26 protein-coding genes are annotated in these 25,385 nt (G+C 67.4%); 18 read left to right on the top strand and 8 right to left on the bottom strand.

Annotation, left to right across the window (positions count from 1 at the left end):
- Positions 1-13: 13 nt before the first annotated feature.
- Positions 14-655 carry a PilZ domain-containing protein gene (locus OLX23_RS00435; RefSeq protein WP_264442156.1) on the bottom strand — a complete coding sequence of 214 codons (642 nt, stop codon included), beginning with the start codon at positions 653-655 and terminating at the stop codon, positions 14-16.
- A gap of 335 nt (positions 656-990) precedes the next feature.
- The gene (locus tag OLX23_RS00430; RefSeq protein WP_264442155.1) at positions 991-2,016 is read right to left on the bottom strand and encodes a chemotaxis protein CheB; all 1,026 of its coding nucleotides are present in this window, start codon (positions 2,014-2,016) and stop codon (positions 991-993) included.
- A 222-nt stretch (positions 2,017-2,238) separates the two neighbouring features.
- Here OLX23_RS00430 and OLX23_RS00425 point away from each other — a divergent pair, with 222 nt between their 5' ends.
- From OLX23_RS00425 to OLX23_RS00385, 9 genes are read left to right on the top strand one after another with little or no spacing between them, the layout of a single operon-like run.
- The gene (locus OLX23_RS00425) at positions 2,239-3,648 is read left to right on the top strand and encodes a methyl-accepting chemotaxis protein (protein ID WP_264442154.1); all 1,410 of its coding nucleotides are present in this window, start codon (positions 2,239-2,241) and stop codon (positions 3,646-3,648) included.
- 27 nt (positions 3,649-3,675) lie between these two features.
- Complete coding sequence (locus OLX23_RS00420; protein WP_264442153.1) at positions 3,676-3,933, top strand: STAS domain-containing protein; 258 nt, start codon at positions 3,676-3,678, stop codon at positions 3,931-3,933.
- A complete protein-coding gene (locus tag OLX23_RS00415; RefSeq protein WP_264442152.1) occupies positions 3,930-6,272 on the top strand; it encodes a chemotaxis protein CheA in 2,343 nt (780 codons plus the stop codon). The genes OLX23_RS00420 and OLX23_RS00415 overlap by 4 nt, the downstream gene beginning before the upstream one ends.
- Positions 6,269-7,138, top strand: a complete 870-nt coding sequence (locus OLX23_RS00410; protein ID WP_264442150.1) for a CheR family methyltransferase — start codon at positions 6,269-6,271, stop codon at positions 7,136-7,138. Before OLX23_RS00415 ends, OLX23_RS00410 begins: the two co-directional genes overlap by 4 nt.
- A complete protein-coding gene (locus tag OLX23_RS00405) occupies positions 7,135-8,169 on the top strand; it encodes a protein-glutamate methylesterase/protein-glutamine glutaminase (RefSeq protein ID WP_264442148.1) in 1,035 nt (344 codons plus the stop codon). Before OLX23_RS00410 ends, OLX23_RS00405 begins: the two co-directional genes overlap by 4 nt.
- Positions 8,170-8,181: 12 nt before the next feature.
- A complete protein-coding gene (locus OLX23_RS00400) occupies positions 8,182-8,739 on the top strand; it encodes a chemotaxis protein CheD (protein ID WP_264442146.1) in 558 nt (185 codons plus the stop codon).
- A 22-nt stretch (positions 8,740-8,761) separates the two neighbouring features.
- Complete coding sequence (locus tag OLX23_RS00395; RefSeq protein WP_264442144.1) at positions 8,762-9,133, top strand: response regulator; 372 nt, start codon at positions 8,762-8,764, stop codon at positions 9,131-9,133.
- Positions 9,134-9,153: 20 nt separating this feature from the next.
- Positions 9,154-9,597, top strand: coding sequence for a chemotaxis protein CheW (locus tag OLX23_RS00390; protein ID WP_264442143.1), 444 nt, complete (start codon positions 9,154-9,156; stop codon positions 9,595-9,597).
- Complete coding sequence (locus tag OLX23_RS00385) at positions 9,594-9,980, top strand: hypothetical protein (RefSeq protein WP_264442142.1); 387 nt, start codon at positions 9,594-9,596, stop codon at positions 9,978-9,980. Before OLX23_RS00390 ends, OLX23_RS00385 begins: the two co-directional genes overlap by 4 nt.
- A 229-nt stretch (positions 9,981-10,209) precedes the next feature.
- Here OLX23_RS00385 and OLX23_RS00380 read toward each other — a convergent pair whose 3' ends face one another.
- The gene (locus tag OLX23_RS00380) at positions 10,210-10,800 is read right to left on the bottom strand and encodes a response regulator transcription factor (RefSeq protein ID WP_264442141.1); all 591 of its coding nucleotides are present in this window, start codon (positions 10,798-10,800) and stop codon (positions 10,210-10,212) included.
- A 432-nt stretch (positions 10,801-11,232) separates the two neighbouring features.
- The gene (locus OLX23_RS00375; RefSeq protein ID WP_264442140.1) at positions 11,233-13,653 is read right to left on the bottom strand and encodes a PQQ-dependent dehydrogenase, methanol/ethanol family; all 2,421 of its coding nucleotides are present in this window, start codon (positions 13,651-13,653) and stop codon (positions 11,233-11,235) included.
- A 179-nt stretch (positions 13,654-13,832) separates the two neighbouring features.
- Here OLX23_RS00375 and OLX23_RS00370 point away from each other — a divergent pair, with 179 nt between their 5' ends.
- The gene (locus OLX23_RS00370) at positions 13,833-14,870 is read left to right on the top strand and encodes a S66 peptidase family protein (RefSeq protein WP_264442139.1); all 1,038 of its coding nucleotides are present in this window, start codon (positions 13,833-13,835) and stop codon (positions 14,868-14,870) included.
- Here the strand turns inward: OLX23_RS00370 and OLX23_RS00365 are convergent.
- A complete protein-coding gene (locus OLX23_RS00365) occupies positions 14,867-15,748 on the bottom strand; it encodes a TauD/TfdA dioxygenase family protein (protein ID WP_264442137.1) in 882 nt (293 codons plus the stop codon). The genes OLX23_RS00370 and OLX23_RS00365 overlap by 4 nt on opposite strands.
- A gap of 129 nt (positions 15,749-15,877) precedes the next feature.
- Between OLX23_RS00365 and OLX23_RS00360 the strand changes: the two genes are divergently transcribed.
- The gene (locus OLX23_RS00360) at positions 15,878-17,263 is read left to right on the top strand and encodes an MmgE/PrpD family protein (RefSeq protein WP_264442135.1); all 1,386 of its coding nucleotides are present in this window, start codon (positions 15,878-15,880) and stop codon (positions 17,261-17,263) included.
- Positions 17,260-18,174 carry an isocitrate lyase/PEP mutase family protein gene (locus OLX23_RS00355; RefSeq protein WP_264442133.1) on the top strand — a complete coding sequence of 305 codons (915 nt, stop codon included), beginning with the start codon at positions 17,260-17,262 and terminating at the stop codon, positions 18,172-18,174. Before OLX23_RS00360 ends, OLX23_RS00355 begins: the two co-directional genes overlap by 4 nt.
- Positions 18,175-18,179: 5 nt before the next feature.
- Here the strand turns inward: OLX23_RS00355 and OLX23_RS00350 are convergent, their stop codons facing one another.
- Positions 18,180-18,863 (bottom strand): TetR/AcrR family transcriptional regulator, encoded by a 684-nt coding sequence (locus OLX23_RS00350; RefSeq protein WP_264442132.1) that lies wholly within the window; start codon positions 18,861-18,863, stop codon positions 18,180-18,182.
- Between the two features lie 95 nt (positions 18,864-18,958).
- Between OLX23_RS00350 and OLX23_RS00345 the strand changes: the two genes are divergently transcribed.
- The 3 genes from OLX23_RS00345 to OLX23_RS00335 are packed head-to-tail and all read left to right on the top strand — an operon-like array spanning position 18,959 to position 21,302.
- Positions 18,959-19,816 carry an alpha/beta fold hydrolase gene (locus tag OLX23_RS00345; RefSeq protein WP_264442130.1) on the top strand — a complete coding sequence of 286 codons (858 nt, stop codon included), beginning with the start codon at positions 18,959-18,961 and terminating at the stop codon, positions 19,814-19,816.
- Positions 19,798-20,217, top strand: a complete 420-nt coding sequence (locus OLX23_RS00340; protein ID WP_264442129.1) for a cupin domain-containing protein — start codon at positions 19,798-19,800, stop codon at positions 20,215-20,217. The genes OLX23_RS00345 and OLX23_RS00340 overlap by 19 nt, the downstream gene beginning before the upstream one ends.
- On the top strand, positions 20,214-21,302 hold the full coding sequence (locus OLX23_RS00335) for a DUF2332 domain-containing protein (RefSeq protein ID WP_264442128.1): 1,089 nt from the start codon (positions 20,214-20,216) through the stop codon (positions 21,300-21,302). The genes OLX23_RS00340 and OLX23_RS00335 overlap by 4 nt, the downstream gene beginning before the upstream one ends.
- A 93-nt stretch (positions 21,303-21,395) precedes the next feature.
- Here the strand turns inward: OLX23_RS00335 and OLX23_RS00330 are convergent, their stop codons facing one another.
- Together OLX23_RS00330 and OLX23_RS00325 are read right to left on the bottom strand one after the other, a co-directional pair.
- Complete coding sequence (locus OLX23_RS00330; RefSeq protein WP_264442127.1) at positions 21,396-21,695, bottom strand: hypothetical protein; 300 nt, start codon at positions 21,693-21,695, stop codon at positions 21,396-21,398.
- A gap of 191 nt (positions 21,696-21,886) precedes the next feature.
- Positions 21,887-22,576 (bottom strand): GntR family transcriptional regulator, encoded by a 690-nt coding sequence (locus tag OLX23_RS00325; protein WP_264442126.1) that lies wholly within the window; start codon positions 22,574-22,576, stop codon positions 21,887-21,889.
- 250 nt (positions 22,577-22,826) lie between these two features.
- On the opposite strand from OLX23_RS00325, the gene OLX23_RS00320 reads away from it, so the two are divergent.
- The 3 genes from OLX23_RS00320 to OLX23_RS00310 are packed head-to-tail and all read left to right on the top strand — an operon-like array spanning position 22,827 to position 25,371.
- Positions 22,827-23,606, top strand: coding sequence for a glucose 1-dehydrogenase (locus tag OLX23_RS00320; protein ID WP_264442125.1), 780 nt, complete (start codon positions 22,827-22,829; stop codon positions 23,604-23,606).
- Positions 23,607-23,635: 29 nt separating this feature from the next.
- Positions 23,636-24,622: an NADPH:quinone oxidoreductase family protein gene (locus OLX23_RS00315; protein ID WP_413629775.1), complete on the top strand. Its 987-nt coding sequence runs from the start codon at positions 23,636-23,638 to the stop codon at positions 24,620-24,622.
- Complete coding sequence (locus OLX23_RS00310; RefSeq protein ID WP_264442122.1) at positions 24,619-25,371, top strand: SDR family NAD(P)-dependent oxidoreductase; 753 nt, start codon at positions 24,619-24,621, stop codon at positions 25,369-25,371. The genes OLX23_RS00315 and OLX23_RS00310 overlap by 4 nt, the downstream gene beginning before the upstream one ends.
- Positions 25,372-25,385: the final 14 nt, after the last annotated feature.

The raw sequence follows: 25,385 nt of genomic DNA, 5'->3' as shown, positions 1-25,385 counted from the left end.
CGAAACTCGTCGACTAGATCGAGCGCATGGCCGAAGCGGGCGCGCTTTGCGGCAGCTCAACGGGCACGCGGTGCTCGCCGAACTGGTGGAGCCACTGCTGGAAATGGCGAAGCGGCAGCGGATGCTCGAAGCGGATGCCGATGTTGTTGCCGCGGCGCCAGCGCAATTCGCCGCCCAGCGAGCCGAGCCCTTCGACCCCAAGCACCGCATGGGCGTTGCGCGGCAGCAGCAGGGCCCTTTGCGTGACGATCTGCGCGCCCGAGAGCGAGATGTTCTGCGTGATCGCCGACCAGTGACGGCCCTCGTACTGCAGCGTCGCCTCGACCGCACGATCGAAGCGCGGCGGCCGGATGCGGTCGACGATGTCGCCCGGGCTGCTCGTGCGCAGCGCCTCGGCGATGTCGATCGCCGAGCTCAGCTGGATACCGGTCATGCCGTTCTTCGACCAGCGGACGCGGCCTTCCATCGGCTTGCCCGACTGGATCTCGATGACCACGGGCTCGTCGACCGACAGCGTCAGCTGCGTCTCGATCATCAGACCTTCGGCGGAGATGTTGCGGATCAGGCCGAGGTCGTCCGCGCAGGCCGCACCGATCCGGGCCGCCTTGAACACGGTCATGACACGCTGGCCAGTACGATTGTCGGGTCTGTTCACGCGGTCACCGCTTGATTGGCAAGTTGGCTAACAGAGGCACACGGAAGAACCGAACTCGCAACGAGCCCATAGTCATCGATCGAATGTTGCGAACTCGAAGCCGTCATCCGCACTGCCCCCATTTGGTTTCATACAGGGAAATGACAGAATCCGATTTATCCCCCGATAAATCCCGGCCGCGTGCATTTGCGATAGCGCGTTAGGGAAAAGGATAGATTCCTTTACGTTCGTCAACAATTGGTGCGTTCAGACGCACTGAACGACGAATAGCGGCGTGAATTCTCACGCCGCTATCGCTCTATTCTTGTATGAGACCGGTCTAGCCGGCCACGCGATCAGGCCTTGTTGCAGCAGGCCAGCGTGGCCGCGGCCAGAGCATCGATCGGCACTTCGCGTTCGGCCGCACCGGCCGCGATCGCGGCATTCGGCGATTCCGCCACAACCGAGCTCTGCGGCGACTGGACGAAGGCGTTGCCACCCGCGTCGCGCAGCAGCTTGAGGCCCTTGGCACCGTCGGTTCCCATGCCCGAAAGCACGGCACCGACCGCGGGAATCGCGGCGCGGGCGATCGTGCCGAACAGCAGGTTGGCCGACGGGCGCACGCCCTCGACCGGATCACGCGCCAGCAGGCGCAGTTTCGGCGGCGAGCCGGGCTCGAGCACGACATGGTTGTTCGGATCGGCGGCAATGTGGACCACGCCCTCTTCAAGCGCGGCGCCATCGACCAGCGCACGGACCGAGCACTTCAGGTCCTTGTTCAGGCGATTGATGAAGGTCTCGGCCAGTTCGGGCTGGGTCTGCAGCACAACGACCGTGGCCGGGCAGTTCGCCGGATAGCCGGCGAGCATTTCGGTCAAGGCCTCGACACCGCCCATCGACGCGCTGAACGCGGCGATGCGTCCGTTCCAGTCGAACTTCTCGACGGCGGGGCCGGTCGGCTTGGGCTTCTTGTCCTTGACGTTGCTGTTGGCCGCCGCGAGCACGATCTTGCCGAGCTTGCCGACCTGCTTGTTGAACTGTTCGGGCGTCGCCTTCAGCGGCTTGGGAAAGCACTCAACCGCGCCGAGCTCGTAAGCCTTGAGCGAGATTTCGGTGCCCGCCTGGGTCAGCGACGAGAGCATCACCACCGGCAGCGGATTGGTCGACATGATTTCCTCGAGGAACTCGATGCCGCTCATGCCCGGCATTTCGACGTCGAGCGTGATCACGTTGGGGCGGAGCGAGGCGATCTTGTCGCGTGCATCGTCGGCGTTGATCGCGGTTCCCACAACCTGGACGTTCTTCGCCTGGTCCAGCACGTCGGAAAACAGCGCGCGCATGGCCGCAGAATCATCGACCACCAGAACGCGTGCGTCATTCATAGACATAGGACCGTTTTAACCTCCGCTGATTACCCGGACTCGCCAGGCTCATGCGGCTCATAAACGGGGAAGTTATAGTAAACGGCTGATATAAAATAGTAGAAATACCAGGTCCTCGCTAAGCCCCGAATTCACCCGGAGATGGTTAATCCAGCCTCGCCACGGTCACCCGCGAAATGCGGGCGAAGACCACGCGACATACCCGCGACTGCTGGAGGCGAGATGCTTAACTGGTTCGAGAAAGACTCGCCCATCAGGGCCAAATTCAAGGCGCTTCTGGGCGTTCAGACGGCGCTGGCGGGCGTCGGAGTCGCTACCACCGTTCTCGCCGGCGGCAGCCCGACCCTGATCGGCGCGGCCAGTGCCGCGCTCGTGGGTACGGCGATTACGCTGATGACGGCTTCGTCGCGAATCTGCACGCCTTACGTTAACACGGTCGTGCGCATGGAAGCGCTGGCCGCGGGCGATACCTCCAGCCCGATCCGCTACACCGACCACAAGGACTGCGTCGGGCGGATGACCAAGGCCATGGCGACCTTCCGCGACAATGCCCTGGCGCTCCAGAACGGCAACAAGGCCGAGGATAGCCGTATGGCCGAAGGCCTCAGCGGCGGCCTCAAGAAGCTCTCGCAGAACCAGCTCGACTTCCAGCTCACCGAGCCCTTCCCCAGCGCCTACGAGGAGCTGCGCAAGGACTTCAACGCGGCGGTCTCGTCGCTCGCGGGTACCATGCAGTCGGTCCGCGCCTCGGCCTCGAGCGTCCACAACGGCGCCACCGAGATCCGTTCGGCTTCCGACGACCTCGCCAACCGCAACGAGCGCCAGGCGGCGAACCTCGAGGAAGCGGCCTCGGCGATGAACCAGGTCACCGACAACATCAAGCTGACCGCCGAGCGCGCCACCGTCGTGCAGCGCACGATCTCGGCGACGCACCAGGAAGCCACCGAAGGCGGCAAGGTCGTCGCCCGCGCGACGACGGCGATGGGTGCGATCGAGAAGTCGGCCCAGGAAATCGGCCAGATCATCAGCGTGATCGATTCGATCGCGTTCCAGACCAACCTCCTCGCGCTCAACGCGGGCGTCGAAGCGGCGCGTGCCGGCGACGCAGGCAAGGGTTTCGCGGTGGTCGCCAACGAAGTCCGACTGCTCGCACAGCGTTCGGCCGACGCGGCCAAGGACATCAAGGAACTGATCACCGCCTCGACCCGCCAGGTCGAAGACGGCGTGACGCTGGTTGCCGAGACCGGCGCCCTGCTCGAGAAGATCCTCGGCGGCGTCGGCGACATCACCGGCCTGATGACCGAGATCGCCGACAACGCCAATGCGCAGTCGCTCAATCTCCAGCAGATCAACACCACCGTCAGCGAAATGGATCGCATGACCCAGCAGAACGCGGCGATGGTCGAGCAGTCGACCGCCGCCTCGCGCAGCCTGGCCGACGAGGCCAACGAGCTGACCGCGCTGGTCTCGCGCTTCTCGACTGGCGAGGGCGGTTACGGCGCACCGCGCGTCGCAGCCCTCCCCGTCACGCCGGCCCCGCGTCCCGCCGCGCCGTCGATGCCGGCAGTCCACGGCAATCTCGCGATCAAGTCGTCCCCCGTCGAGGACTTCGACGACTGGGCCGAATTCTAAGAGCGATCGGCGAAAGGGTTTTCCCGAATGTCTGCAATCTCCCTTCCCGCGCGGTGCGACCGCGCCACCGTCGAGACGCTGCTGCCCGAATTCGTGGCGGCCATGGGCGCTCCGCTCAGCGTCGACGGCACCCAGGTGACGCACGTCAGCCAGGCGCTGCTCCAGCTGCTCGCCAGCGCCCGCCGGACCACCGAGGGCGTTGCGATCGATCCGTCGCCGGCGCTGCGCGACGCGGCCAGCCTGACCGGCCTCACCAATGAGCTCTTCGAGGAGGCACGCGCGTGACCGCCGAGGAAATTCAACAGATCTTCTTCGTCGAGTGCGAAGAATCGCTCGCCGCCGCCGAAGCCGGCCTCGATGCCTGTAAGTCGGGCACGCAGGACGACGACACGATCAACGCGATCTTCCGCGCAGTCCACTCGATCAAGGGCGGCGCCGGCGCTTTCGGCTTCACCGCGCTCGCGGCCTATACGCACACCTTCGAGACGCTGCTTTCGGACGTGCGTGACGGCCTCGTCGACGTCGCACCGCTAACCGACCTGCTGCTGCGCGCGCTCGACACGCTGAGCGACCACGTCAATTCCGCGCGCGACGGCGGTGCGGCACCCGACGACGTCCAGCTGCTCCAGGAACTGACCGCGGCCCAGCACGCCAATGCCGGCGCTGCACCGGCAGCTGCAGCCGAGCCCGCCCCGGCCCCGGTTGCCGAAGTGGCCCCCGAACCCGCGCCGGCCGCCGAGCCCGAAACCGCGTCGTCCGAAGAGGAAGACGAGGATTTCGGCGACGCCTTCGACGAGCTCGACCTCGACGCCATGTTCGGCGACATGCCGAGCATGGACGGTGATGCGCCGGCCGAAACCGCAGTCGCGGCCGAGCCCGAAGCTCCGGAAGCGCCCCAGGAAGCCCCGGGGCTCCACGTTCACCTGCGTCCGCACCACGGCTCGATGCTCAACGGTGGCGAACCGCTGCTGCTGCTGCGCGAACTGGCCGGCCTCGGCGCCACCTGCATCGCTTGCGACGTCGAGAAGCTGCCGCCGCTCGACCAGCTCGATCCCGCCCAGGGCTATCTCGGCTGGAGCTACCAGCTGCCCGGCGACGTCAGCGAAGCCGCCGTACGTGACATTTTCGACTTCGTCGGTGACGACGTCGGCATCGCCTTCGGCGAGACCGCCGCTATCCCGCCGACGATGATCGCCGCCGCGGCACCGGCTCCGGCGCCCGTCGCCGCCCCGGCTCCGGCGCCCGCGCCGGCCCCGGTTGCCGCTGCCCCCGCTCCCGCCCCGGTCGTCGCCGCCCCGGCCCCCGCGCCGGCTCCGGTCGCGGCCGCCGCTCCGGCTCCCGTCGCGGCGCCGGTCGCAGCCGCACCAGCCCCGACTCCGGCTCCCGCTGCGGCAGCCCCGGCGGCGCCTGCGGCCGCCAATGCCAACGCCGCTGCCGCAGCAGCATCGGCCGGCGCCTCGATCCGCATCGACCTGGCCAAGCTCGACAAGCTGATCGATTCGGTCGGCGAGCTCGTCATTGCCCAGGCGATGATGGCGCAGCGCATCTCGAACGAAGGCATTCAGGCCAACGAGGAGATCACTCTCCTCGAATCGCTGACCCGCGACATCCAGGAAAGCGCGATGTCGATCCGCGCGCAGCCGATCGGCACCGTGTTCAGCCGCGTGCCGCGTATCCTGCGCGAACTGGCCTCGTCGACCGGCAAGCACGTCCGCCTCGACCTGATCGGTGAAAGCACCGAACTCGACAAGACCGTCATCGAACGTCTCGGCGAGCCGCTGACCCACCTCATCCGCAACGCGGTCGACCACGGCATCGAGGCTTCCGAGGCTCGCCTCGCCGCGGGCAAGCCCGCCGACGGCACGCTGACCCTCTCGGCCGAGCACCGTTCGGGCCGCATCCTCATCAAGATCGCCGACGACGGCGCCGGCATCAACCGTGCCCGCGTCTTCGCCAAGGCGGTCGAGAAGGGCCTGCTCTCGCCCGACGCGCAGCTGAGCCCCGAGGAAATCGACAACCTGATCTTCGCGCCCGGCTTCTCCACGGCGGCGAGCATTACCAGCGTTTCGGGCCGCGGCGTCGGCATGGACGTGGTGCGTCAGAACGTGAAGGATCTCGGCGGTCGTATCACGATCGAATCCGAAGAGGGCAAGGGCACGACCTTCACCCTCACCCTGCCGCTGACGCTCGCCATTTCGGACGGCATGATCGTCGCGGTAGGCCAGGAATCGATGGTCGTTCCGCTCGCCCACGTCGTCGAGTGCCTCCGTCCCAAGGACGGCGAGGTTCAGGGCCTGGGCCAGCGCGCCATGTTCAACATGCGCGGCAAGTTCATCCCGGTGATCTCGGTCCGCGAGACGATCGGCGGTAGCGGCGCATCGCGCGGCCCCGACGGCGGCGTGCTGATCGTGGTCGACACCGAAGCCGCCGGCCAGGCCGCGCTGCTGGTGGACGACATCTGCGACCAGCGCCAGTTCGTCATCAAGAGCCTCGACACCAACTTCCGTGCGGTCGACGGCGTTGCCGGCGCGACCATCCTCGGTGACGGCCAGGTGGCCCTGATCCTCGACGTCGACGGTCTCGTCGGCGGCGCGATGATCGAGCCCGAAAGGCAGGCAGCATGAGCCTCGCCGCAGCCACGGCAGAGCCGATGCCGGGGATCAGCCCCGACATCTACAGCACCGCCGACTTCAAGACCGTTTCGGAACTGGCCTATTCGAGCGCGGGCATCGTGCTCGAAGCCGGCAAGGCGATGCTGGTCTACTCGCGCTGGGCGCCGCTGGTCCGGGAATCGGGCTGTGGCACCTTCGCGGCCTATATCGATCACATCCGGAACAACCCGGCCGAACAGACCCGTGCGATTGGCGCGCTGACGACGAACCACACGTTCTTCTATCGCGAGCCGCACCACTTCGAGCACTTCGCGCAGACCACGCGCCCCAAGCTGCTCAATCAGGTGCAGTCCGGTCAGCCTGCCCGTCTGTGGTCGGCCGGCTGTTCGAGCGGCGAAGAGACCTGGTCGATCGTGATGACCCTGCTCGGCGAGGACAAGGCCACGGGCCGTCGCATCGCCGGTTCGGACATCCGCTTCCTGGCCAGCGACATCGCCCAGCACGCGCTCAAGAAGGCATCGGCCGCGACCTATCCGGTCGAGGACATCGAGGCCGTCCCGGCGCAGCTTCGCCAGCCCTGGACCAAGGTGGCGGGCGGCATGGCGACGCTCGACGACACGGCGCGCGGTCTCGTGCGCTTCCGCACGCTCAACCTTCACGGCCAATGGCCGATGAAGGGGCAGTTCGACGTGATCTTCTGCCGGAACGTGATGATCTATTTCGATACCCCGACCAAGGAACGGCTGATCTCCCGCTTCGCGGAAGCGCTGGTTCCTGGCGGTTTTCTCTACATCGGCCACAGCGAGCGCGTCACGGGTCCCGCCGCCGCGCAGCTCCAGCCAGTCGGTCCCACCATCTATCAGAGAAGCGCGGCATGACGATCCGGGTTCTTATTGTTGACGATTCCGCCACCATGCGCGCGATTCTCGCGGCGTGCCTTTCGGCCGAGCCCGACATCCAGGTCGTGGGCGCGGCGGGCAATGCCGCCGAGGGCCGCGAGCTGATGAAGGTCCACAACCCCGACGTCGTCACGCTCGACATCGAAATGCCGGGCATGAACGGGCTCGACTTCCTTGAGAAGATCATGACCCTGCGCCCGACGCCGGTGATCATCGTCTCGGGTTCGACCCAGCAGGGTGCGGAAACCACCGCCCGCGCGCTGACGCTCGGCGCGATCGACTGCTATGCCAAGGCCGATCTCGACGCCGCGCTGCGCACCGGTGCCCGCACCAAGCTGGGCGACATGATCCGCCAGGCGGCGCAGGTCCAGTTCAACCGCGGTGGGGCGAGCGCTCCCGCCCCGGTTGCCGCGCGCACCAACAACGCGATCCGTGCGCACCGCCCGGACCTCATCGCCATCGGTTCGTCGACCGGCGGTGTCGAAGCGCTGCAGACGGTGCTCGCCAACTTCCCGGCCGACTGTCCGCCGACCGTGATCGTTCAGCACGTCAACCCGCGCTTTGCCCCGGCGATCGCCAAGACGCTGGACATCAGCTCGCCGGCGACGGTGATGCTGGCCGAGCCCGACATGCCGCTCAAGCCGGGTCACTGCTATCTGGCCCCGGGCGACGATCGTCACCTCACCGTCGGCGGCACCGCCGGCAAGTATTACGCACGCCTGCGTCCGGGCAATCCGGTCTCGGGCCACCTGCCCTCGGTCGACATGCTGTTCGGCTCGGTCGCCCAGACCGTCGGCGCCCGCGCGGTCGGCGCGCTGCTGACCGGCATGGGCAGCGACGGCGCGCGCGGTCTGCTCGCCATGTCGCAGGCCGGCGCGGCGACGATCGCGCAGGACGAAGCCACCTGCACCGTCTTCGGCATGCCGCGCGCGGCGATCTCGCTCGGCGCCGCCGGCGTGATCGCGCCGATCGGCGAAATCGCGACCTACGCTCTCGGGAAGGCCGCATAAAAAATGAGTGCCATGAGCCCCATAGACAAGCCGAGAGGGCCGACAGACGCGATCCGCGTCACGGTCATGCAGGGTGAGGTGCGCGTCAGCACCGACCCCCGCGTCGAACTCAACACCGTCCTGGGCAGCTGCGTCGCGGCCTGCCTGGTCGATCCGATTGCCGGGGTTGGTGGCATGAACCACTTCCTCTTGGCCGAGCCTCCCTCCAGTCGCGGCACCGATGCGGTCGACGTCCATTACGGCGTTTACCTCATGGAAATGCTGATCAACGACATGTTGGCCTGGGGAGCCTTGAAGAGTCGCATGAAGGCCCACCTCTACGGTGGCGCCAACCTGCGTACCGGAATGAAGGCGATCGGCAGCGCGAATGCCGACTTCGCCCGCTCATTCCTCGAGAACGAGCGCATACCGCTGATGCGCTTCGATCTTGGCGGCAGCTTTGCCCGGCGTGTCGATTTCCGACCCGCTCTGGGCCAGGTCCGCTGCCGTAACGTGGACGCTCAGATGGCGCCGCCAGAGAGACCGGTCGCGCGGCCGCAGGTCTCCTCCGGTGACGTCGAACTGTTTTAAAGGATTATACGAGGCAAATCCCATGACCGATACAACGCGGGTACTTACGGTAGACGACAGCGCATCGATGCGTGCGCTGTTGAACCATGCGCTCAGCACCAACGGCTTCGACGTGGTGCAGGCTGAAGATGGCATCGAGGCCCTTGAATGGCTTGCGAGCAACGAGGCTGATGTCGTCATCACCGACATCAACATGCCGCGGCTCGACGGCTTCGGCCTGATCGAACGCCTGCGTGGTGGCAGCCGCCATCGCGACCGGCCGATCCTGGTGCTGACGACCGAAAGCTCGGACGAGAAGAAGGCTCGCGCCCGCCAGGCCGGCGCGACCGGCTGGATCGTCAAGCCGTTCGACACCGAGAAGCTCATCGCGGCGGTTCGCCGCGTCTCTCACTGATCCTAGAGGATTACAGACCCATGCACCGTGAACTCATCACCTTCGAGGTGGCGGACCAGCTCTTCGGGATCGACATCATGGCGATCCGCGAGATCCGCGCCTGGTCGCCCACCGCGCGCCTGCCGCGCGTCCCGGCCTATGTCGCCGGCGTGGTCAACCTGCGCGGCACCGTTCTGCCCGTGGTCGACCTGGCTGCGCGTCTCGGCTGGGAAGCGACCGAAGCGACCCCGCGCCACGCGATCATCGTCACCCAATACGCCGGCCAGGCCCGCGGCCTGATCGTCGACTCGGTCAGCGACATCGTCACGATCGCCGCCGATACGCTGCAGCCGCCGCCGCCGATGTCGCAGGACGGCGTCGTGCCCTTCCTCGAAGGCCTGTCGGCGATCGAGGATCGCATGGTCATGGTGCTCAACCTGCAGGCGCTCAACGCCGACGCCGAAGAGCTGGCGCACGCCGCATGATGATGGAAGAGGTCCCCACCCCCTCGGGCGGGCCCCTTCTGAGCGGGCCCCACATCCGGGCGATCGCTGACGTGCTGCTCGATCTCAGCCTCGACATCGAGACGCTGGGGACGATCCTTTGCGGCAACGCCGATGTGGTCCAGCGCCACACGGAAGAGCTGCAGACGATCGACCTGATCGCGCAGAAGCAGCGCTCGCTTGCCGCAATCCTCCAGGCGGACTGCCCGGACAGCGCGATGTCGTCGATCGGCGTCGACGTGCTCCGCACCCGCCTCTACGAACTCCTCGCGGTCGAAGAGACCGAGGACGAGGAGCAGCCTTGGCAGCAGATCGGCAGTGAGGCCGACGAAGCCGAGGACAAAGCGCAAGCCAAACCGAACTGACGCGAGGAGCCCGGTACGTATTTGCCTCCGTACCGGGCGCCCGCGACCAGACATATCGCGCACGATGAGCGCAGCTCCGTTACCGGGCGGCATGGGAGCCCCGGTCACGGGGCTGCGCTCTCGGCATTTCTGGGGATGCTTCGGACGACGTCCCCTGCCCCGACATCAGCGCATAGAAAAACGGCGGCTCCTTGCGGAACCGCCGTTTTCGTTTGTTCGGATGGTGGCGTCAGGCGGCGTCGAGAACGACCGGCTCGAACGCGGGCAGCGAGGCCTCGATCGCCAGGCGGATGGCCTCGGCGCTGTGGCGGGCACCGATCTTGCTGAGCAGGTTGGCGCGGTGCAGTTCGACCGTGCGCGGGCTGATCGACAGGTGCTTGCCGATCAGGCGGTTGCTGAGCCCCTCGACCATGCCGGCCAGGATCTCGCGCTCGCGCTTCGAAAGCTTCTCGATGCGGCTCAGCGCCATGGTCTTGCGCGAGCCAGCGGCGATCGCAGCGCCGGAGCGGGTGCCGGCGTTGCGGATCGCGTCGAGCAGGGCATCGCCGCAGCCGGGCCAGTTGGCATAGCCGATGGCGCCGCCGAGAACCGCCTCGACGATCCGCGACGGATCGGGGTTCTCCGAATAGGCAACGACGGGCAGCCAGGTGTGGCGGCTGCAGATCTCATGCATCAGCGATGCAACCGCGTTGCCCTCGTCATGGATCAGGATGACGCCCGACTTCGGCCAGCAGCCGATGAACTCGTCGATCGTCTCGAACGGCTCCGCAAAGGTGCCGTGATTATTCAGGAAGAAGGAAAGCGAAGCGCGACGCTTCACGTCTTGATCGATAGTGAAAACAAGATCGTACATCGTTTGGTTCACATCTTCTCGAACTAGCGTGATCGGGGACGGCGTCAGCCCTGCGAGGGGCGTGGCAATCCAGCGAAACTTCCAGTCATGGACCGCAGTCCGACACGTCGCACCTCATGTGAACCGATAAAAAGCACCACAAGACAAAACGTTATCAACATTCGAGCGCACCTCGCATGCTGGAAGCCGTCCGAGCTTCGGCCCGGGCTTGCTGGTCCCCTACATTAACCATGCCCCGCCTGCTTCGCATTCCGCGACACATGGTTGTCGTTTGATGACAAAACCCTCGGGAAAATACTAGCCCGAAACCAAGCGGATGCTACGACCTTGGTCTAAGGCACGAAAAATCGCTCGCGCGGGTCACGCGCGAGCGATGAATCTACCGCCGGAAAGGCCGGTTCAAGGGGCTTTAGTGCCCGTCACCGGGAAGGTGCCGAAAGGCCCGTTGGAGCTCTCCCCGATCAGCTTTCCGTTCTTCAAGGTGAGGTCGTAGCCGACCGTGATCGGCATCGGCATGCTGGCCTTGCCCGAGAAGGTCGCGCGGCCATTCTCGACCTTGCCGCTGACCTCGACGGTGCCCTGCTCGGCCGAGACCTTGCCGCGCAGCGCATCGCCATTGGCGGTGAGCTCGATCACCGCGGGGGTCTCACCCACGGGCGACTGGACCACGATGTTCCACTTGCCCGCATAGTCGGCCGCCTTGGCGTTCGAGCCGCCCGCCGCCGCGCGCTTGGCGATCATCGCCTCGCGCTCGGCCTTGAACGTGCTGGCGCGCGTCCGCAGGAAGAAGCGCAGCGTTTCGAGCTCCTGATCGGAGAAGCCGGGGAACTGCGGCATGCCGTTGAGTTTGAGTCCGCCGTCCTTGACGATCGTGCGGAAGGCGGCCGCGTCCAGGATCACCGGCGAGAGGCGCAGGTCGGGTGCCGCACCCGAAGCGACCGCGTTCCACCCGTGGCAGACCAGGCAAGCGCGCGTGCCGAACAGGATCGCACCCGCCTGCGCCCGCGCCGTATCGGGCTTGAAGTCCGGATCCGCAGGCGGCGTCGGCTCCGGCCAGTCCAGCTTGGGCAGCGCATCGGTGCCTCCCAGCGCGAACGTGAGCACGCGGCGCGGCAGGCGATAGTCGGTGTTCAGCTCCTGGTTGCCGAGGCTCTGCATACCGGCGCCCTGCCCGCCCGCACCGGTGATGACGGTGACGTACTGCTTGCCGTTCATGCGATAGGTGATCGGCGCACCGACGATCGGCGCCTGGACGTCGTACGACCAGACCTCGGCGCCCGTCTTAGCGTCATAGGCAACGAACTTGCCGTCCATGCGGCCCTGGAACACCAGCCCGCCGGCGCTGGTCATCACGCCCGCCGGCCACGAGCCCGGCAGTTCCTTCTGCCAGGCGAGCTTCTGCGTCACCGGGTTCCAGGCGCGCAGCCAGGCATGGGCGCCTTCCTTGAGCCCCGCTTCGGGCAACAGCGTCACGCCCATGCCCGCCGAGAGTCCCTTCTCGCCAGGCGCCATATCGCCGATCACAGCGCCCTGCTCGATCACCGGGATGTAGACCAGGCCGGTCTGCGGGCTGTAGGCCTGCGGCTGCCACGAGTGGGCGCCCGTCGGCCCCGGCCACATCTCGAACAGGCCCGGCTTGCCCTGATAGCGAATGCCGGGGTTCTCGACCGGGCGGCCGGTCTTCTGGTCGATGTGATCGGCCCAGGTGACCTTGGCGATCTTCTCGGCCGAGATGAACTGGCCGGTCTTGCGATCGAGCACGTAGAAGAAGCCGTTCTTCGGCGCCTGCATCAGCACCTTGCGCGGCTTGCCGTCGATCTCGAGCTCGGCCAGGGTCATGTCGGTCGTGGCGGTGCAGTCCCACTGCTCGGCCGGGCAGACCTGATAGTGCCAGACATATTCGCCCGTGGTTGCATTGACCGCGACGACCGAGGACAGGAACAGGTTGTCGCCGCCACCGGGGCTGCGCAGGTTCTGATTATACGGATAGCCGTTGCCGACGCCGAGGAAGATCAGGTTCAGCTCGGGGTCGTAGCTGAACGCGTTCCACATCGTACCGCCACCGCCGCGACGCGTGCCGTCGGGGTTCTTCCAGCCACTGGGCCAGGTCGGGCGCATGACCTCCTGTGCCTTGCGGTTTGCCGCATCCATGTGATCGGTCGGCACGGTATAGAAACGCCAGGCGAGCTTGCCGGTCTTCGCGTCATAGGCCGAGACGTAGCCGTCGATCGCGCTGATGTCGGCGCCGCCGTGACCGATGATGACCTTGCCACCGAACACACGCGGCGCGCCGTTCATCGTGCGCAGGTCGTCCGTCGGGAAGTCCTGCACCTTCCAGGCTTCCTTGCCGGTCTTGGCATCGAGTGCGACGACATAGCCATCGCTCGTGCCGAGGAACACGCGGCCTTCCGAATAGGCGATGCCCTTGTTGCCCCAGGACATGTCGAGCGGAGACGTCGCGCGAGCGCGGGTGCCGGCGTCGTACTGCCACAGCTCCTTGCCGCTGACCGCGTCGAGCGCGCGGATCAGCGAGTGGCCGGTGGTGATGAAGACCTTGCCTTCGGCCATCAGCGGCGTCGTCGGGGTATAGCCGGGCTCGAGATCGAAGTGCCAGGCGAGCTTGAGATCGGCGACGTTGTCGGCATCGATCTCGTCGAGCGGCGAATAGTGGGTCTCGTGGCCGGTGCGGCCCCAGCTCGGCCATTCGTCGCCGTTGGCAACCATGGCTTCCTCGATCGGCTGGGCCGCGCGGTGGCAACCGCCGACGGCCAGGGCCGCGCAGGCGAGCGCCAGGACATTGCGCACGAAAGCTGAAGGCACTTCGAAATCCCCCTGTCTGTCCGCGCCGTCCGACACGACGCGCGGGTACCACCCATCGGTGTTATCGCGCGCTGATGCGATACACAGTGGCTCACGTCAATTGCCGCGCGCGAAAGGACCCGGAAAACCCTCGAGCGATTACCGTCGCGGCGCAGCGGCTTTGCTGCTAGGCGATCGTCATGCTCGATCGACGCACCGCCCTGGCCGCCCTGGGCGCCGCAGCCGTAAGCTCCTCCACCGGCATTCCGGCCGCGCCGCCCGCGCCCCTGATGCGCAAGCCGTCGCGGCTGAGCCCAGGCGACACCGTCGGGCTCATCGAGCCGGCCGGCTTCACCGTGGACCGCTTCGATCTAGACGTGATCCTCGACACCGTGCGTGCCATGGGGCTCGTTCCCAAGCCTGCGCCGCACGTGATGAAACGCTATGGCTATCTCGCCGGCACCGACAAGGAGCGTGCCGCCGACGTCAACGCCATGTTCGCCGATCAGGGCGTGCGCGCGATCTTCGCCGTGCGCGGCGGCTGGGGCTCTGCGCGCACCCTGCCCTATCTCGATTTCGCGACGATCCAGGCCAATCCCAAGCTCCTCGTCGGCTTCAGCGACGTGACCGCGCTGCACCTGGCGCTCGCGGCGAAGACCGGCTGCCCGTCGATCCACGGCCCGACCTTGTCGAGCAGTTGGGGCGCATCGTCGTGGGACTCGTTCAAGCGCCTGGCCTTCGATGGCGAGATGCCGACCTGGCGCATGCCCGCCGGCGGCGAGGATCGCCTGGTCCAGCGGCGCAGCCGCGTCCGCACCTTCTGCGGCGGCAAGGCCTCGGGCCGTCTGATCGGCGGCAACCTCGCCGTGCTCGCGGCCATGGTCGGCACCCCCTACATGCCCGACATGACCGGCGCGATCCTGTTTCTCGAGGAGGTCGACGAGGCCGAGTACCGGATCGACCGGATGATGACCCAGCTCGCGCTCAGCGGCATTCTCGGCAAGGTCGCGGGCGTCGTCTTCGGCCAGTGCACCAATTGCGGCACCGACGATTCCCCGGGGATCGGCTTCAGCCTGTCGGAGATCCTCGACAATCACCTCAAGCCGCTCGGCGTGCCCGCCTTCCAGGGCGCGCCGTTCGGCCATGTCGCCAATCAGGTGAGCCTGCCGGTGGGCATCCGCGCCGAGATCGACGCCGATGCTGGGACGATCCGCATGCTCGAGCCGGTGGTGACCTAGGCGGCTTCGCCCAAGGACAGCGAATCGTCGGTCGTCTCGACCCGGCGCATCTCGCGGCGCTCGGCGTGATCGAAGCGGCGGCCGCGGTGCACGGTGCAACGGTTGTCGGCCATGACCAGATCGCCCGGCGTCCAGTGGTGGCTGTAGACATGCTCGCGCTGGCCGATGTGCTCGATCAGCTCGTGTACCAAGGCGCGGCCTTCGGGCAGCGGCAGTCCCTCGATCGCATAGGTCTTGCTGTCGCACCACAGGACCTTGCGGCCCGAGCCCGGATGCGTGCGGACCAGCGGCCAGCGCGCCTTGGGGAAAGCACCGCGCTCGGCCTCGGTGTCGGGGATCTTCAGCATGTCGCGCGTGTTGTGCGACCAGAACTGGCCGACCTTGTCGGCGATCCAGTCGCGCGTGACGGGATCGAGATCGTCGTAGGCGGCGCGCAGATCGGCATATTGCGTCTCGCCGCCGCGCGCGACCGCGGTCACCGCGTTCAGGATCGAATAGCGGATCGGCTGATGCTTGTACGAACCGTCGCTGTGCCAGAAGCGATTGCCGACGGTGGTGATGGTCTGCCAGTGCTCGGGCCCCGCGACCTGGCCCTCGGCATCGACGTTCGAGATGTCGGTGATCGTGTCCATGCCGAGGCGGTTCTGGACGTGGTTGAGCAGCTTTTTCTGCAAGGTGGTATCGACCTCGCCGAAGGCATGACCGAAGGCGACCAGCTCCTCCTTTTCGAGCAACTGCCCCGGAAAGACGAGGACGCCATAGGCATCGCAGGCACGCACGATCGCGTCGCGGTCTTCGGCGGACAGCGGCTGGCGCAGGTCGACGCCGGTGACGCGCGCGACGAAATCCCCCTGCACCGGCGTGATCGTGATCGGCATCGCAAGTCCTCCTGTTCAGGCTCCCTCTAGGCGGATCGCGTCGCCGGCGGCGGGCGATCGCTTTGCTTTCTCGCGAAAGTAGCAAATAAAACCCCGGTGCCGCTCTGGCCATGCCGCCGGGCAGCCGCGATGACCCAGGAGAGGATCGATCGGGAGACGACGGTGGCCGAGACGGGTTTGACAGCGGGATTGGCGCGGCTTGCCGCGCAGCCCCCCGCCGTGCCGCCCGGCCATCCGGCACTCGCCGCCGCGACACGCGCCTTTATCGACACGGTCGGCGTCACACTCGCCGGCTGGCGCGAGCCGTCCGTGGCCCTGTTGGTTGACAGCTTGGCAACAGGCCGCGATGCGACCGCATTGCTCGGCGGCCGCCAGTTTTCGGCGCGAGACGCGGCGCTACTCAACGGCATGGTCGGCCATGTGCTCGACTATGACGACGTCGCGGTCCACGGCCATCCCAGTGTCGTGCTCGTCCCCGCGATCCTCGCCGAAGCGCAAAAGCTCGGTCGCTCGGGCGGTGACGCGCTGCGCGCCTATGTCGTGGGCTACGAGGCCTGGGCAGAGCTCGGCTGGCGCGAGAGCGGTTCCTATCATCTCGGCGCCTGGCATCCCACGGCAATGCTCGGCACGGTCGCCGCGACCGTTGCCGTGGCCGCGCTCAACCGGCTCGACGCAGAGACCGCGACCAATGCGATCGCCATGGCCGCGAGCTTTGCGGGCGGGCTCATCGCCAACTTCGGCTCACCGACCAAGCCACTCCAGGCCGGCCGCGCCGCCGCCAGCGCGATCGAGGCCGCGCAACTCGCCCGCACCGGGCTGACGGGTTCGCCGACGGCGCTCGAAAGTCCGCACGGCTTCCTGCGCGCGATCTCGCCGGACGGCGCGGTCGATACCGATGGCCCGCTGCGCCTCGCCGCCAGGGCCGACGACCTGCGGCTGCTGCACGAAGGTCTTTCGGTCAAGCGCTACCCGGTCTGCTATGCCTCGCATCGGGCGATCGATGGAGTAATCGATCTCGCCAGCCAGGCGCAGTTGCGGCCGGCCGATGTCGTCCGCGTCACGGCCAGCCTCGGCCGCGCGCCGGCGGCAACCTTGCGCTTCGACCGGCCCGCGACCGGCATCGAGGCGCGCTTCAGCCTGCATCACAACGTCGCCGCGGCGCTGACCGATCGGGCCGTCGGCTTCGCCCAACTCTCGGACGACTACGTCCGCCGGCCCGAGATCGCCGCGCTCTACACACTGACCGAAACCGAGCTGGTCGACGACGAATGCCCCGAGCAGCCCGGCCTCGCGCGGTTCGACCGGGTGGTGATCGAAACGCGCGACGGCGGCCGGCTCGACTCCGGTCCGATCCGCTACCCGCGCGGCCACGCACGTCTGCCGCTGTCGGACGCCGATCTCGACGCGAAGTTCCTCGACTGCGCGCGCCACGGCGGGCTGGCCGAAGCCGCCGGTCTGCTCGAGCGGCTGCGCGGTCTCGAAACGCTGGCCGACCTCTCGGAGCTTTGCGCATGAGCCCCGGCGCCCGCTTCCGCGCGCTGATGGCGCAACAGGCCTGCCTGGTCACCCCAGGCTGCTACGACGCGCTCTCGGCGCGCGTGGCCGAGCATGCCGGCTTCGAGGCGCTGGCGATCAGCGGCTTCGGGGTCGAGGCGGCGCTGCTCGGCCGGCCCGACATCGGCCTGCTGACCTTGAGCGAACTGGTCGAGCAGGCCCGTCGCATCACCGGCGCGGTCGACCTGCCGATCACCTGCGACGGCGAGACCGGCTTCGGCGGCGTCCACAACGTCGCGCGGCTGGTGCGCGAGATGGAGCAGGCCGGGATCGCCGGAATCCAGATCGAGGACCAGCAGGGACCCAAGCGCTGCCCCGCGCTCGACGGTCGCTCGGTCGTGAGCCTCGACGAACAGCTCGCGCGCCTGGGCGCCGCCCTCGCCGCGCGGCGCGATCCCGATTTCGTGGTCATCGCCCGCTCCGATGCCGACGTGCTCGGCTTCGACGCGCTGGTCGAACGCTGCAACCGCTACCTCGCCGCCGGCGCCGACCTGGCCATGCCGATCTGCTTCGTAGTCGACGGCCGCCCGATCACCGCGCTTTCGCCCGACGACCAGATGGAAGTCTATGCCCGTCTCGCCAAGGCGATCGACGGGCCGGTCAAGGGCGTACTGATCCCCGATGGCTACACCGCTGCCGACATGGCGCAGATCGGCTATCGCGTGCTCGGCCTCACCGGTGGGCCGATCGAGGCGGCGGTCAACGCACTCCATCGCGCCTTCACCGAACTGCGCCGCAGCGGCAGCGAAGCCGCCTATCGCGCCGCGGTCCCGCCCGAAATCACCGCCCCCGGCGGGATCATGAAACTGCTCGGGCTCGACCAGTTCACCGAATTCGAGACGCGCTTTCGCTCTGCGGACGACGCGACATGAGCGGATCAGGCCGCCTCACTCATCTGCCAGGCCTCGAGCTGTTCGGCCGCCGCCGCGCTCACCGCGCCCATCAGCAGCAGGCGATTCCCCGCGACCATCTGCTCGCGCAGTTCCTGCGCCGCACCGCCCGCGGCCCATTCGTACATCATGAAGGTGTTGAGCCGCGTGATCTGCGCGCCCAGCGCCTCGATGTCGGCGCCGGGCCGCACACTGCCCTCGCGCACCAAGCGGCGCAGGTGAACGAGCTTGATCGCCGAACCGTGCCGCTGGAGCACGGCGAGCGGCTGCGCGCTGCCCACGGCCGAAGTGACCATGGCGCGCAGGAACTGCGGCGTCGCCGCGGCACAGTGAAAATACATCTCGGCCAGGTCGAGAAACAAGGTCGCCCCTTGCGAGAAGCCGCCGAGCGCCGACCAGACCGCACTGGTATGCTCGTTGATCGCGGTGACCATCAGCTCCTCACGCCGGCCGAAGGCGTTGCGCAGGGTCTGGACGGTGACACCGCTCTCGTCGGCGACGCGGCGCAGGGTGAAACTTTCGGGGCCTTGCGCGAGCACGCGGCGCGTCGTCGCGAGGATCGCAGCGCGGCGCGCGCGCTGGCGTTCGAACGAGCCACGCGCGTCCACCGGCCCGGCCGCCAGGGGGGCATAGGGATCGGGCACGATCCGCGGATCGAACTGGACTTGCACCCGGGGCTTCTCCCGCATCGGGCGGACTTGATCGCCGCTCCTGCCTTACGAAAGATCGCCCGCCGGCCCGGCGCGAGTCAATGCCTGGACATGCCATGCCCGGCTTGACCCTCGACGGCACGCGCCTCGACTATACGCTGTCAGGGCAGGGCAAACCGGCCTTGGTGCTGATCCACGGCGGCTGTTGTGCGCGTAGCGACTGGGCCGCCCAAGCCGCGGATCTGGCCCGCGAATTCGCGGTGCTGACCTTCGATCTGCGCGGTCATGGCCACTCGGGCGGCGCCGAGGGCGAACTGTCGGTCGCGCGCTGGGCGGCGGACGTCAACACGCTGATCGAGGCGCTCGATCTCTCACCCGTGGTGATCGTCGGCCACAGCCTGGGCTCGCGGATCGCTGCCGAGGCGGTCTGGCAGAAGCCCGACAACGCCGCCGCGCTGGTCCTGCTCGACGGCAGTCGGACCGTGGGCGGCCGCGCCGCCTCCACGCCGTCGGCCGGCGCCCCGCCCCCGCGGCATGAGGACCAGAGCCTCGCCGCGATCCTCGATCGGACGATCGGCCCCTACGCCGACGATGCTGTCCGCACGCAGGTGATCGCGACGATGTCCGCCCCGCCCGAACCCGTGATGTGGGCCGCCGTCCGCGCACTCGAGGACTGGGACCGCGACCGCGCCGACATCGTGCTCGCCGGCCTGCCGGTCGACCTGCCCGTGCTGGCGATCCAGAGCACCTACCACGACAAGTTCACGCCGCGCCGAACCTTCACGCAGGCTGACGAGACCAGCCCCTATCTCGACGGCCTGCGCGCGGCGCTGCCGCAGCTACGGGTCGCGGTCCTGCCCGAGACCGGTCACTTCAGCATGATGGAACGGCCCGAGGCGGTCACCGCACTGATCCGCGATTTCGCGCGCGCCGCCAGCGAAGAGGAGAGCGCCCGATGGCCAAAGTCCGCATAACCACGCCCGAGCAGAAGCCCTGGCAGATCTCGCCGGTCCGCGCCGAGCGGGCCGAAGCCCGCGCGCTGCTGCCCGACGGCGGGCCGGCGAGCGCCTACAAGATCCGCGAGCCCGGCAGCGAGGCCACACCGCAGCTCGTCGAACTGCGCATGCATCCGCACGAGGAGGTCGCGCTCCACAGCCACGACGAGGACGAGATCATCTACGTGCTGTCGGGCGAGATGAAGGTCGGCGCGCGGACGATCGGCCCTGGCGCGAGCCTCTATATCGCCGGCGGCGTGTTCTACGGCTTCATCGCCGGGCCCGAAGGCGTCCATTTCCTCAATTTCCGCGCGCGCGACGACCGCTCGTTCCACCTGCCGGGCAAGCGCCAGATCATCGATACCGGAGCAACGTCATGACCTCGGCCCTCACCGAAGATGCCCGCCTGAGCGACACGGCGGCGGGCTTCCGCGCCAGCGAACAGATCTTCCGCACGATGCGCGCCCCGCTCTACGAGGCTTTTTGCCGCAAGGTCGTGAACGATCCCGAAATGCTCGCGCTCGCCGGCGACGGCATGGGCGCGGCGGCGGCAACGCACCTGTTCTCCGCCGTGCACTATCTGCTGCTGCGCGATCCCTCGGACCCGCTGGCGCGCTATTTCGCGACGATCGACGACGACCCACTGCCCGCTGGCGAGGCCTATCTCGAACTCGTCCGCTTCTGCCGCGCGCACCGCGACGAAATCCGCGACCTGCTCGAAACGCGTACGGTCCAGACCACCTATGCCGAGCGCTGCCGCGCGCTGCTCGCCCCAATGTGCGTGGTCGCGCGCGAGGCCGGCGAGCCGCTCAACCTGATCGAGATCGGCTGCAGCGGCGGCGTGCTGCTCGCCTTCGACAAGTTCGCCTATCGGCTCAACGACCAGGGCGTGATCGGCGCGCCCGATGCGCCGCTGCTGCTCGAAGGCGAGTTGCGCGGCGGCCCCGAGCTGTTCATCCCGCGCATCGGCACCCGCATCGGCATCGATCTTCATACGATCGACGCGCGCTCCGAAGACGAACGCCGCTGGCTGCTGGCTTTGTGCTTCCCCGAACTGCGCGACGAGCAAAGACGCCTGGCCAAGGCCCTGGACGTCGTCGCGCAGACGGATATCCGTATGATGGAAGGCGATGCCCTGGTCCACCTGCCTGCGGCTCTGGCCGATACACCCGACCCGGTCTGCGTGTTCCATTCGGCCTGTCTGTTCTATTGGCCGGCCGAAGCCCGCGCCCGGCTCGACGCGATGCTGCGCGAGGCCAGCCGCACGCGGCCGATCTGGCGGATCGCGATCGAGCCCGCCTATGTCTTCGAGGATTGGGAGAACCAGCCCGGCGGGGCCGCATCGCCATCGCACGATCTCAAGACCGGCGGGATCAACCTGATCCACTATCGTGACGGTCAGGCCACGCGCGAAGTGCTCGGCTGGCCGAATTCAGACTATGGGGTGATCGACTGGCGGAGCTGACCGCCTGGATTGATCGGACTAGATGATCGGTCGGGGCCGCGCCCTCGATCGGGAGAACCCGGGCAGGTTGCCCCGCCCGGGTTCCTGCGCAGCTCAGTGAGCCGCGTCCTTGGCCTTCTCGCCAGCGGCTTCGGCCTTCTCGCCGGCCGCTTCGGCCTTGTCGCCTGCGGCAGCCGCGTGATCGCCAGCGGCTTCCTTGGCCGCACCCTCGGGTGCCATTGCCGCGTCGCTCGCCGCCGCACTTGCTTCGCCGGCGGCAGCGCTGGCTTCGCCAGCCGCCGCAGCGGCTTCGCTGCTGGCCTCGGTAGCTTCGGCGGCAGCTTCTTCCTTCTTGCCGCAACCAGCCAGCGAGAACGCCGCGAGAGCAGCAAGACACATGATCGAACGCTTCATAAGGTCCCCTCCTGTATATTGGGAGCGGCAGGCTAAACCCATTTTTTGCAAAGTCCTAAGCGTAAATCATCGGACCATCGCGCCGGATGCCCGGCTGACGGCATCGCGCGCGGTTTTTCACCAACAAAGCGCGGAAAACCGCGCCCGAACGCAAAAGCGCCGGGCCAAGCTCTTGTTTTAGGGCGTGAATGTCAGAAGTCGGCAGAAGCCTTCCGGCCTGCCAACAAAGGCCGCTGGTGGTAGGCCGCATGTTCGCTGACCGCCTCGCGCACCGCCTCGTTGTGCTTGCGCGCCAAGGCTCCGGCTCGCTTGACGTTGCCGTCGACGACAGCCCCGACCATCTTCTGATAATCGCGGATGCGGATGCTCTGCAATTTGCGCGACTGATACTTCGCGTTGATGATGTGCGTTCCGACCGCTGGGAATATACGGCTCAACTCGCGATTGTCGGCGATCTTGAGCACGACCCGATAAAGCCCTCGCCGCGCGCGACTGAAGATGAACTCCTTGCCGTCGGCATAGGCCGCCTTCAAGTCGTCGAGCGCCGCCTGCAATTCGGCCTGATGCGTGGCGGCGTCATAGTGCGCGGCCGCAAGACCGAACAGGAGCTCGGTCATTGCCCCCGAGACGTCGAAGATTTCGTTCGCCTCCGCGGTATCGATCTGGCGGATCGAGGCGGAGCGGTTGCGATGGAGATTGACGACACCGCGCGCGGCCAGCCGTTGCATCGCCTCGCGCACGGCATTGCGGCCCACGCCGAACTGGTCGGACAGTTCGGATTCGATCAGGCGCTGCCCCGGAATGACCGATCCGGCCTCGAGCGCTTCGAGGATACCGCGATAGACGGAGTGGCTCGCGCCCTCTCCCGACAACTCCTCCATATCGTCCTGCGAACTCCAATCGGCTTCGATATCGCCCTACGTGCCCAATATTGCCCTACGTGATTGTCGGCCAGATGGCCAGTCAAGCATGGCTCGCGGTAAAGGGCCTTGCCCAGGCACGCGAGCATACTGACAATTCGCGCAGGTTATCTAGCCCCACGAAATTGTTCCATGATAGCGCATCGGATCGTAAGGCCGACCGGAGAGGATTCGGAATGATTCGCACGACGTTCAAAATCAGGAAAAGGCGATGACCGCGCCGCGCCTCGAAAGGCGCGTGGCGCTGGTGACCGGCGCAGCGCAGGGGATCGGCGCGGCCATTGCCGAGGGCCTGGCGCGCGAGGGCGCGACGGTGCTCGCAACCGATCGTGATGCCGCCGGCGCACAAGCCGTGGCGGATCGTATCGTGGCCGCGTGGGGCGAAGGCCGCGCGGCCGCACAAGCGCTCGACGTCACCCGCGAGGACGACTGGAAAGCCGCCATCTCCGTCTGCGGCGAGCGCTTCGGCGGGCTCAACGTGCTGGTCAACAACGCCGGTATCGTCGCGGTCGGTTCGGTCGAGGATCTCGATCTCGAGACCTGGCGGCGCTCGATGGCGATCAACGCCGACGGGCCGTTCCTCGGCTGCAAATACGCGCTGCCGCTGATGCGCGAGAGCGGACCGGGATCGATCGTCAACATGTCGTCGATCTCGGCGATGATCGCTTCGCACAACATGGCCGCCTACAACGCTTCGAAGGCCGCGCTGTGGATGCTGACCAAGTCGGTGGCGCTGCACTGCGCGCGCAAGGGCTGGCCGATCCGCTGCAATTCGATCCACCCGACCTTCGTGCACACCGCGCTGCTCGACGGTTTCGTCGGCGACCGCGACCGTGACGAGATCCTCGGCAAGCTGGCCCGCCAGGTGCCGATCGGCCGCATCGGCGAGGTCGAGGACGTGGTGAAAGCCGTGATCTATCTCGCTTCCGACGACAGTTCGATGATGACCGCCTCCGAGCTCAAGCTCGACGGCGGCCTTTCCGCAATGTGAGCACCATGACCCAGACCCTTCCCACGACGATGACCGCCCTGCTCTGCGAGGAGCATGGCCCGCCCGAAGCGCTCAAGCTGCGCAACGACGCCCCGGTGCCGCAGCCCGGCCCCGGCGAAGTCCTGATCAGGATCCACGCTGCCGGGCTCAACTTCCCGGACTCGCTGATCATCTTCGACAAGTACCAGTTCAAGCCCGCCTTGCCCTTCGCCCCCGGCGGCGAGCTTTCGGGCACGATCGCGGCGCTGGGCGAAGGCGTCAGCGGCTTCGCGGTGGGCGACACGGTTTCGGCGCTGACCAATTGGGGCGCCTTCGCCGAATATGTCGTGGCCAAGGCCGCCTCGACCACGCCGATCCCCGCGGGCGTCGATCTCGACGTTGCCGCCGCGATCACCCTGGCGCACGGCACCTCGCACCACGCGCTCAAGCAGCGCGCGAACCTGCAGCCCGGCGAAACCCTGCTCGTGCTCGGCGCCAGCGGCGGCGTCGGGCTCGCCGCTGTCGAGATCGGCAAGGCCATGGGCGCGCGCGTCATCGCCGCCGCCTCGACCGAGGAAAAGCTCGCGATCGCCAAGGCGCACGGCGCCGACGAGACGATCAACTACACCACCAGCGACCTCAAGACCGCGGTCAAGGAACTCGCACCCAAGGGCGTCGACGTGATCTACGATCCGGTCGGCGACAAGCTGGCCGATCCGGCCTTCCGCACGATCGGCTGGGGCGGCCGCTACCTCGTCATCGGCTTTGCCGGTGGTGAGATCCCGAAGCTCCCGCTCAACCTGCCGCTGATCAAGGGCGCCTCGATCGTCGGCGTGTTCTGGGGCGATTTCGTCGCGCGTACGCCCGACCTGCACCAGCAGAACATGGCCGAACTCTATGCCATGCTCACCGAAGGCCGGATCAAGCCGCTGATCTCGGCGCGCTATCCGCTGGCCCAGGGCGGCGCGGCGATCCGCGCGATGATGGATCGCCAGGTCACTGGCAAGGTCATCGTCAAGACGGGCGACGCAGCATGAGCGCGGCCGATCGCTTCTCGGTCGCGGGCAAGCGCGCGCTGGTCACCGGCGCCTCTTCCGGCCTCGGCCTGCATTTCGCCAAGGTCCTCGCCGAGGCCGGCGCCCATGTCACCCTGGCAGCGCGGCGCGTGGAAAAACTGGCCCAAGTCGCGGCCGAGATCGGCGGATCCTGCGACACCCTTGCGCTCGACGTCACCGACGCGGCCTCGATCGAAGCCGCCGCGCCGGCCTTCGCCGAGACCGACATTCTGGTGAACAATGCCGGCGTGGTCGCCGATGGCCCGGCGATCGACATGAGCGAGGCCGACTGGGACCAGGTCGTCGATACGAACCTGAAGGGCGTGTTCCTCGTCGCACAGGCGGCGGCGCGCGGGATGAAGGCGCACGGCCGCGGCGGATCGATCGTCAACGTCGCCTCGATCCTCGGCCTGCGCCAGGCCGGCGGCGTCGCTTCCTATGCCGCGTCCAAGGCCGGCGTGATCCAGCTGACCAAGGTGCTCGCGCTCGAATTCGCGCGGTTCAAGATTCGCGTCAACGCGCTGGCCCCCGGCTATTTCGAGACCGACCTCAACGATGCCTTCCTGTCGGGCGATCTCGGCCAGGCCATGATGAAGCGCGTGCCGCAACGCCGCTTCGGCAGCCTCGCCGATCTCGACGGACCGCTTCTCCTCCTCGCCTCCGACGCGGGAGCCTACATGACCGGCTCCACGCTCGTGGTCGACGGGGGCCATCTGACAAGCACGCTCTAACCTGGGAGACGACG

The organism is Novosphingobium sp. JCM 18896 (assembly GCF_025938095.1).
Taxonomy (GTDB): Bacteria; Pseudomonadota; Alphaproteobacteria; order Sphingomonadales; family Sphingomonadaceae; genus Novosphingobium.
Note: the sequence above shows the minus strand (reverse complement) of the source record. Positions and strands in the feature narration are given on the sequence as shown.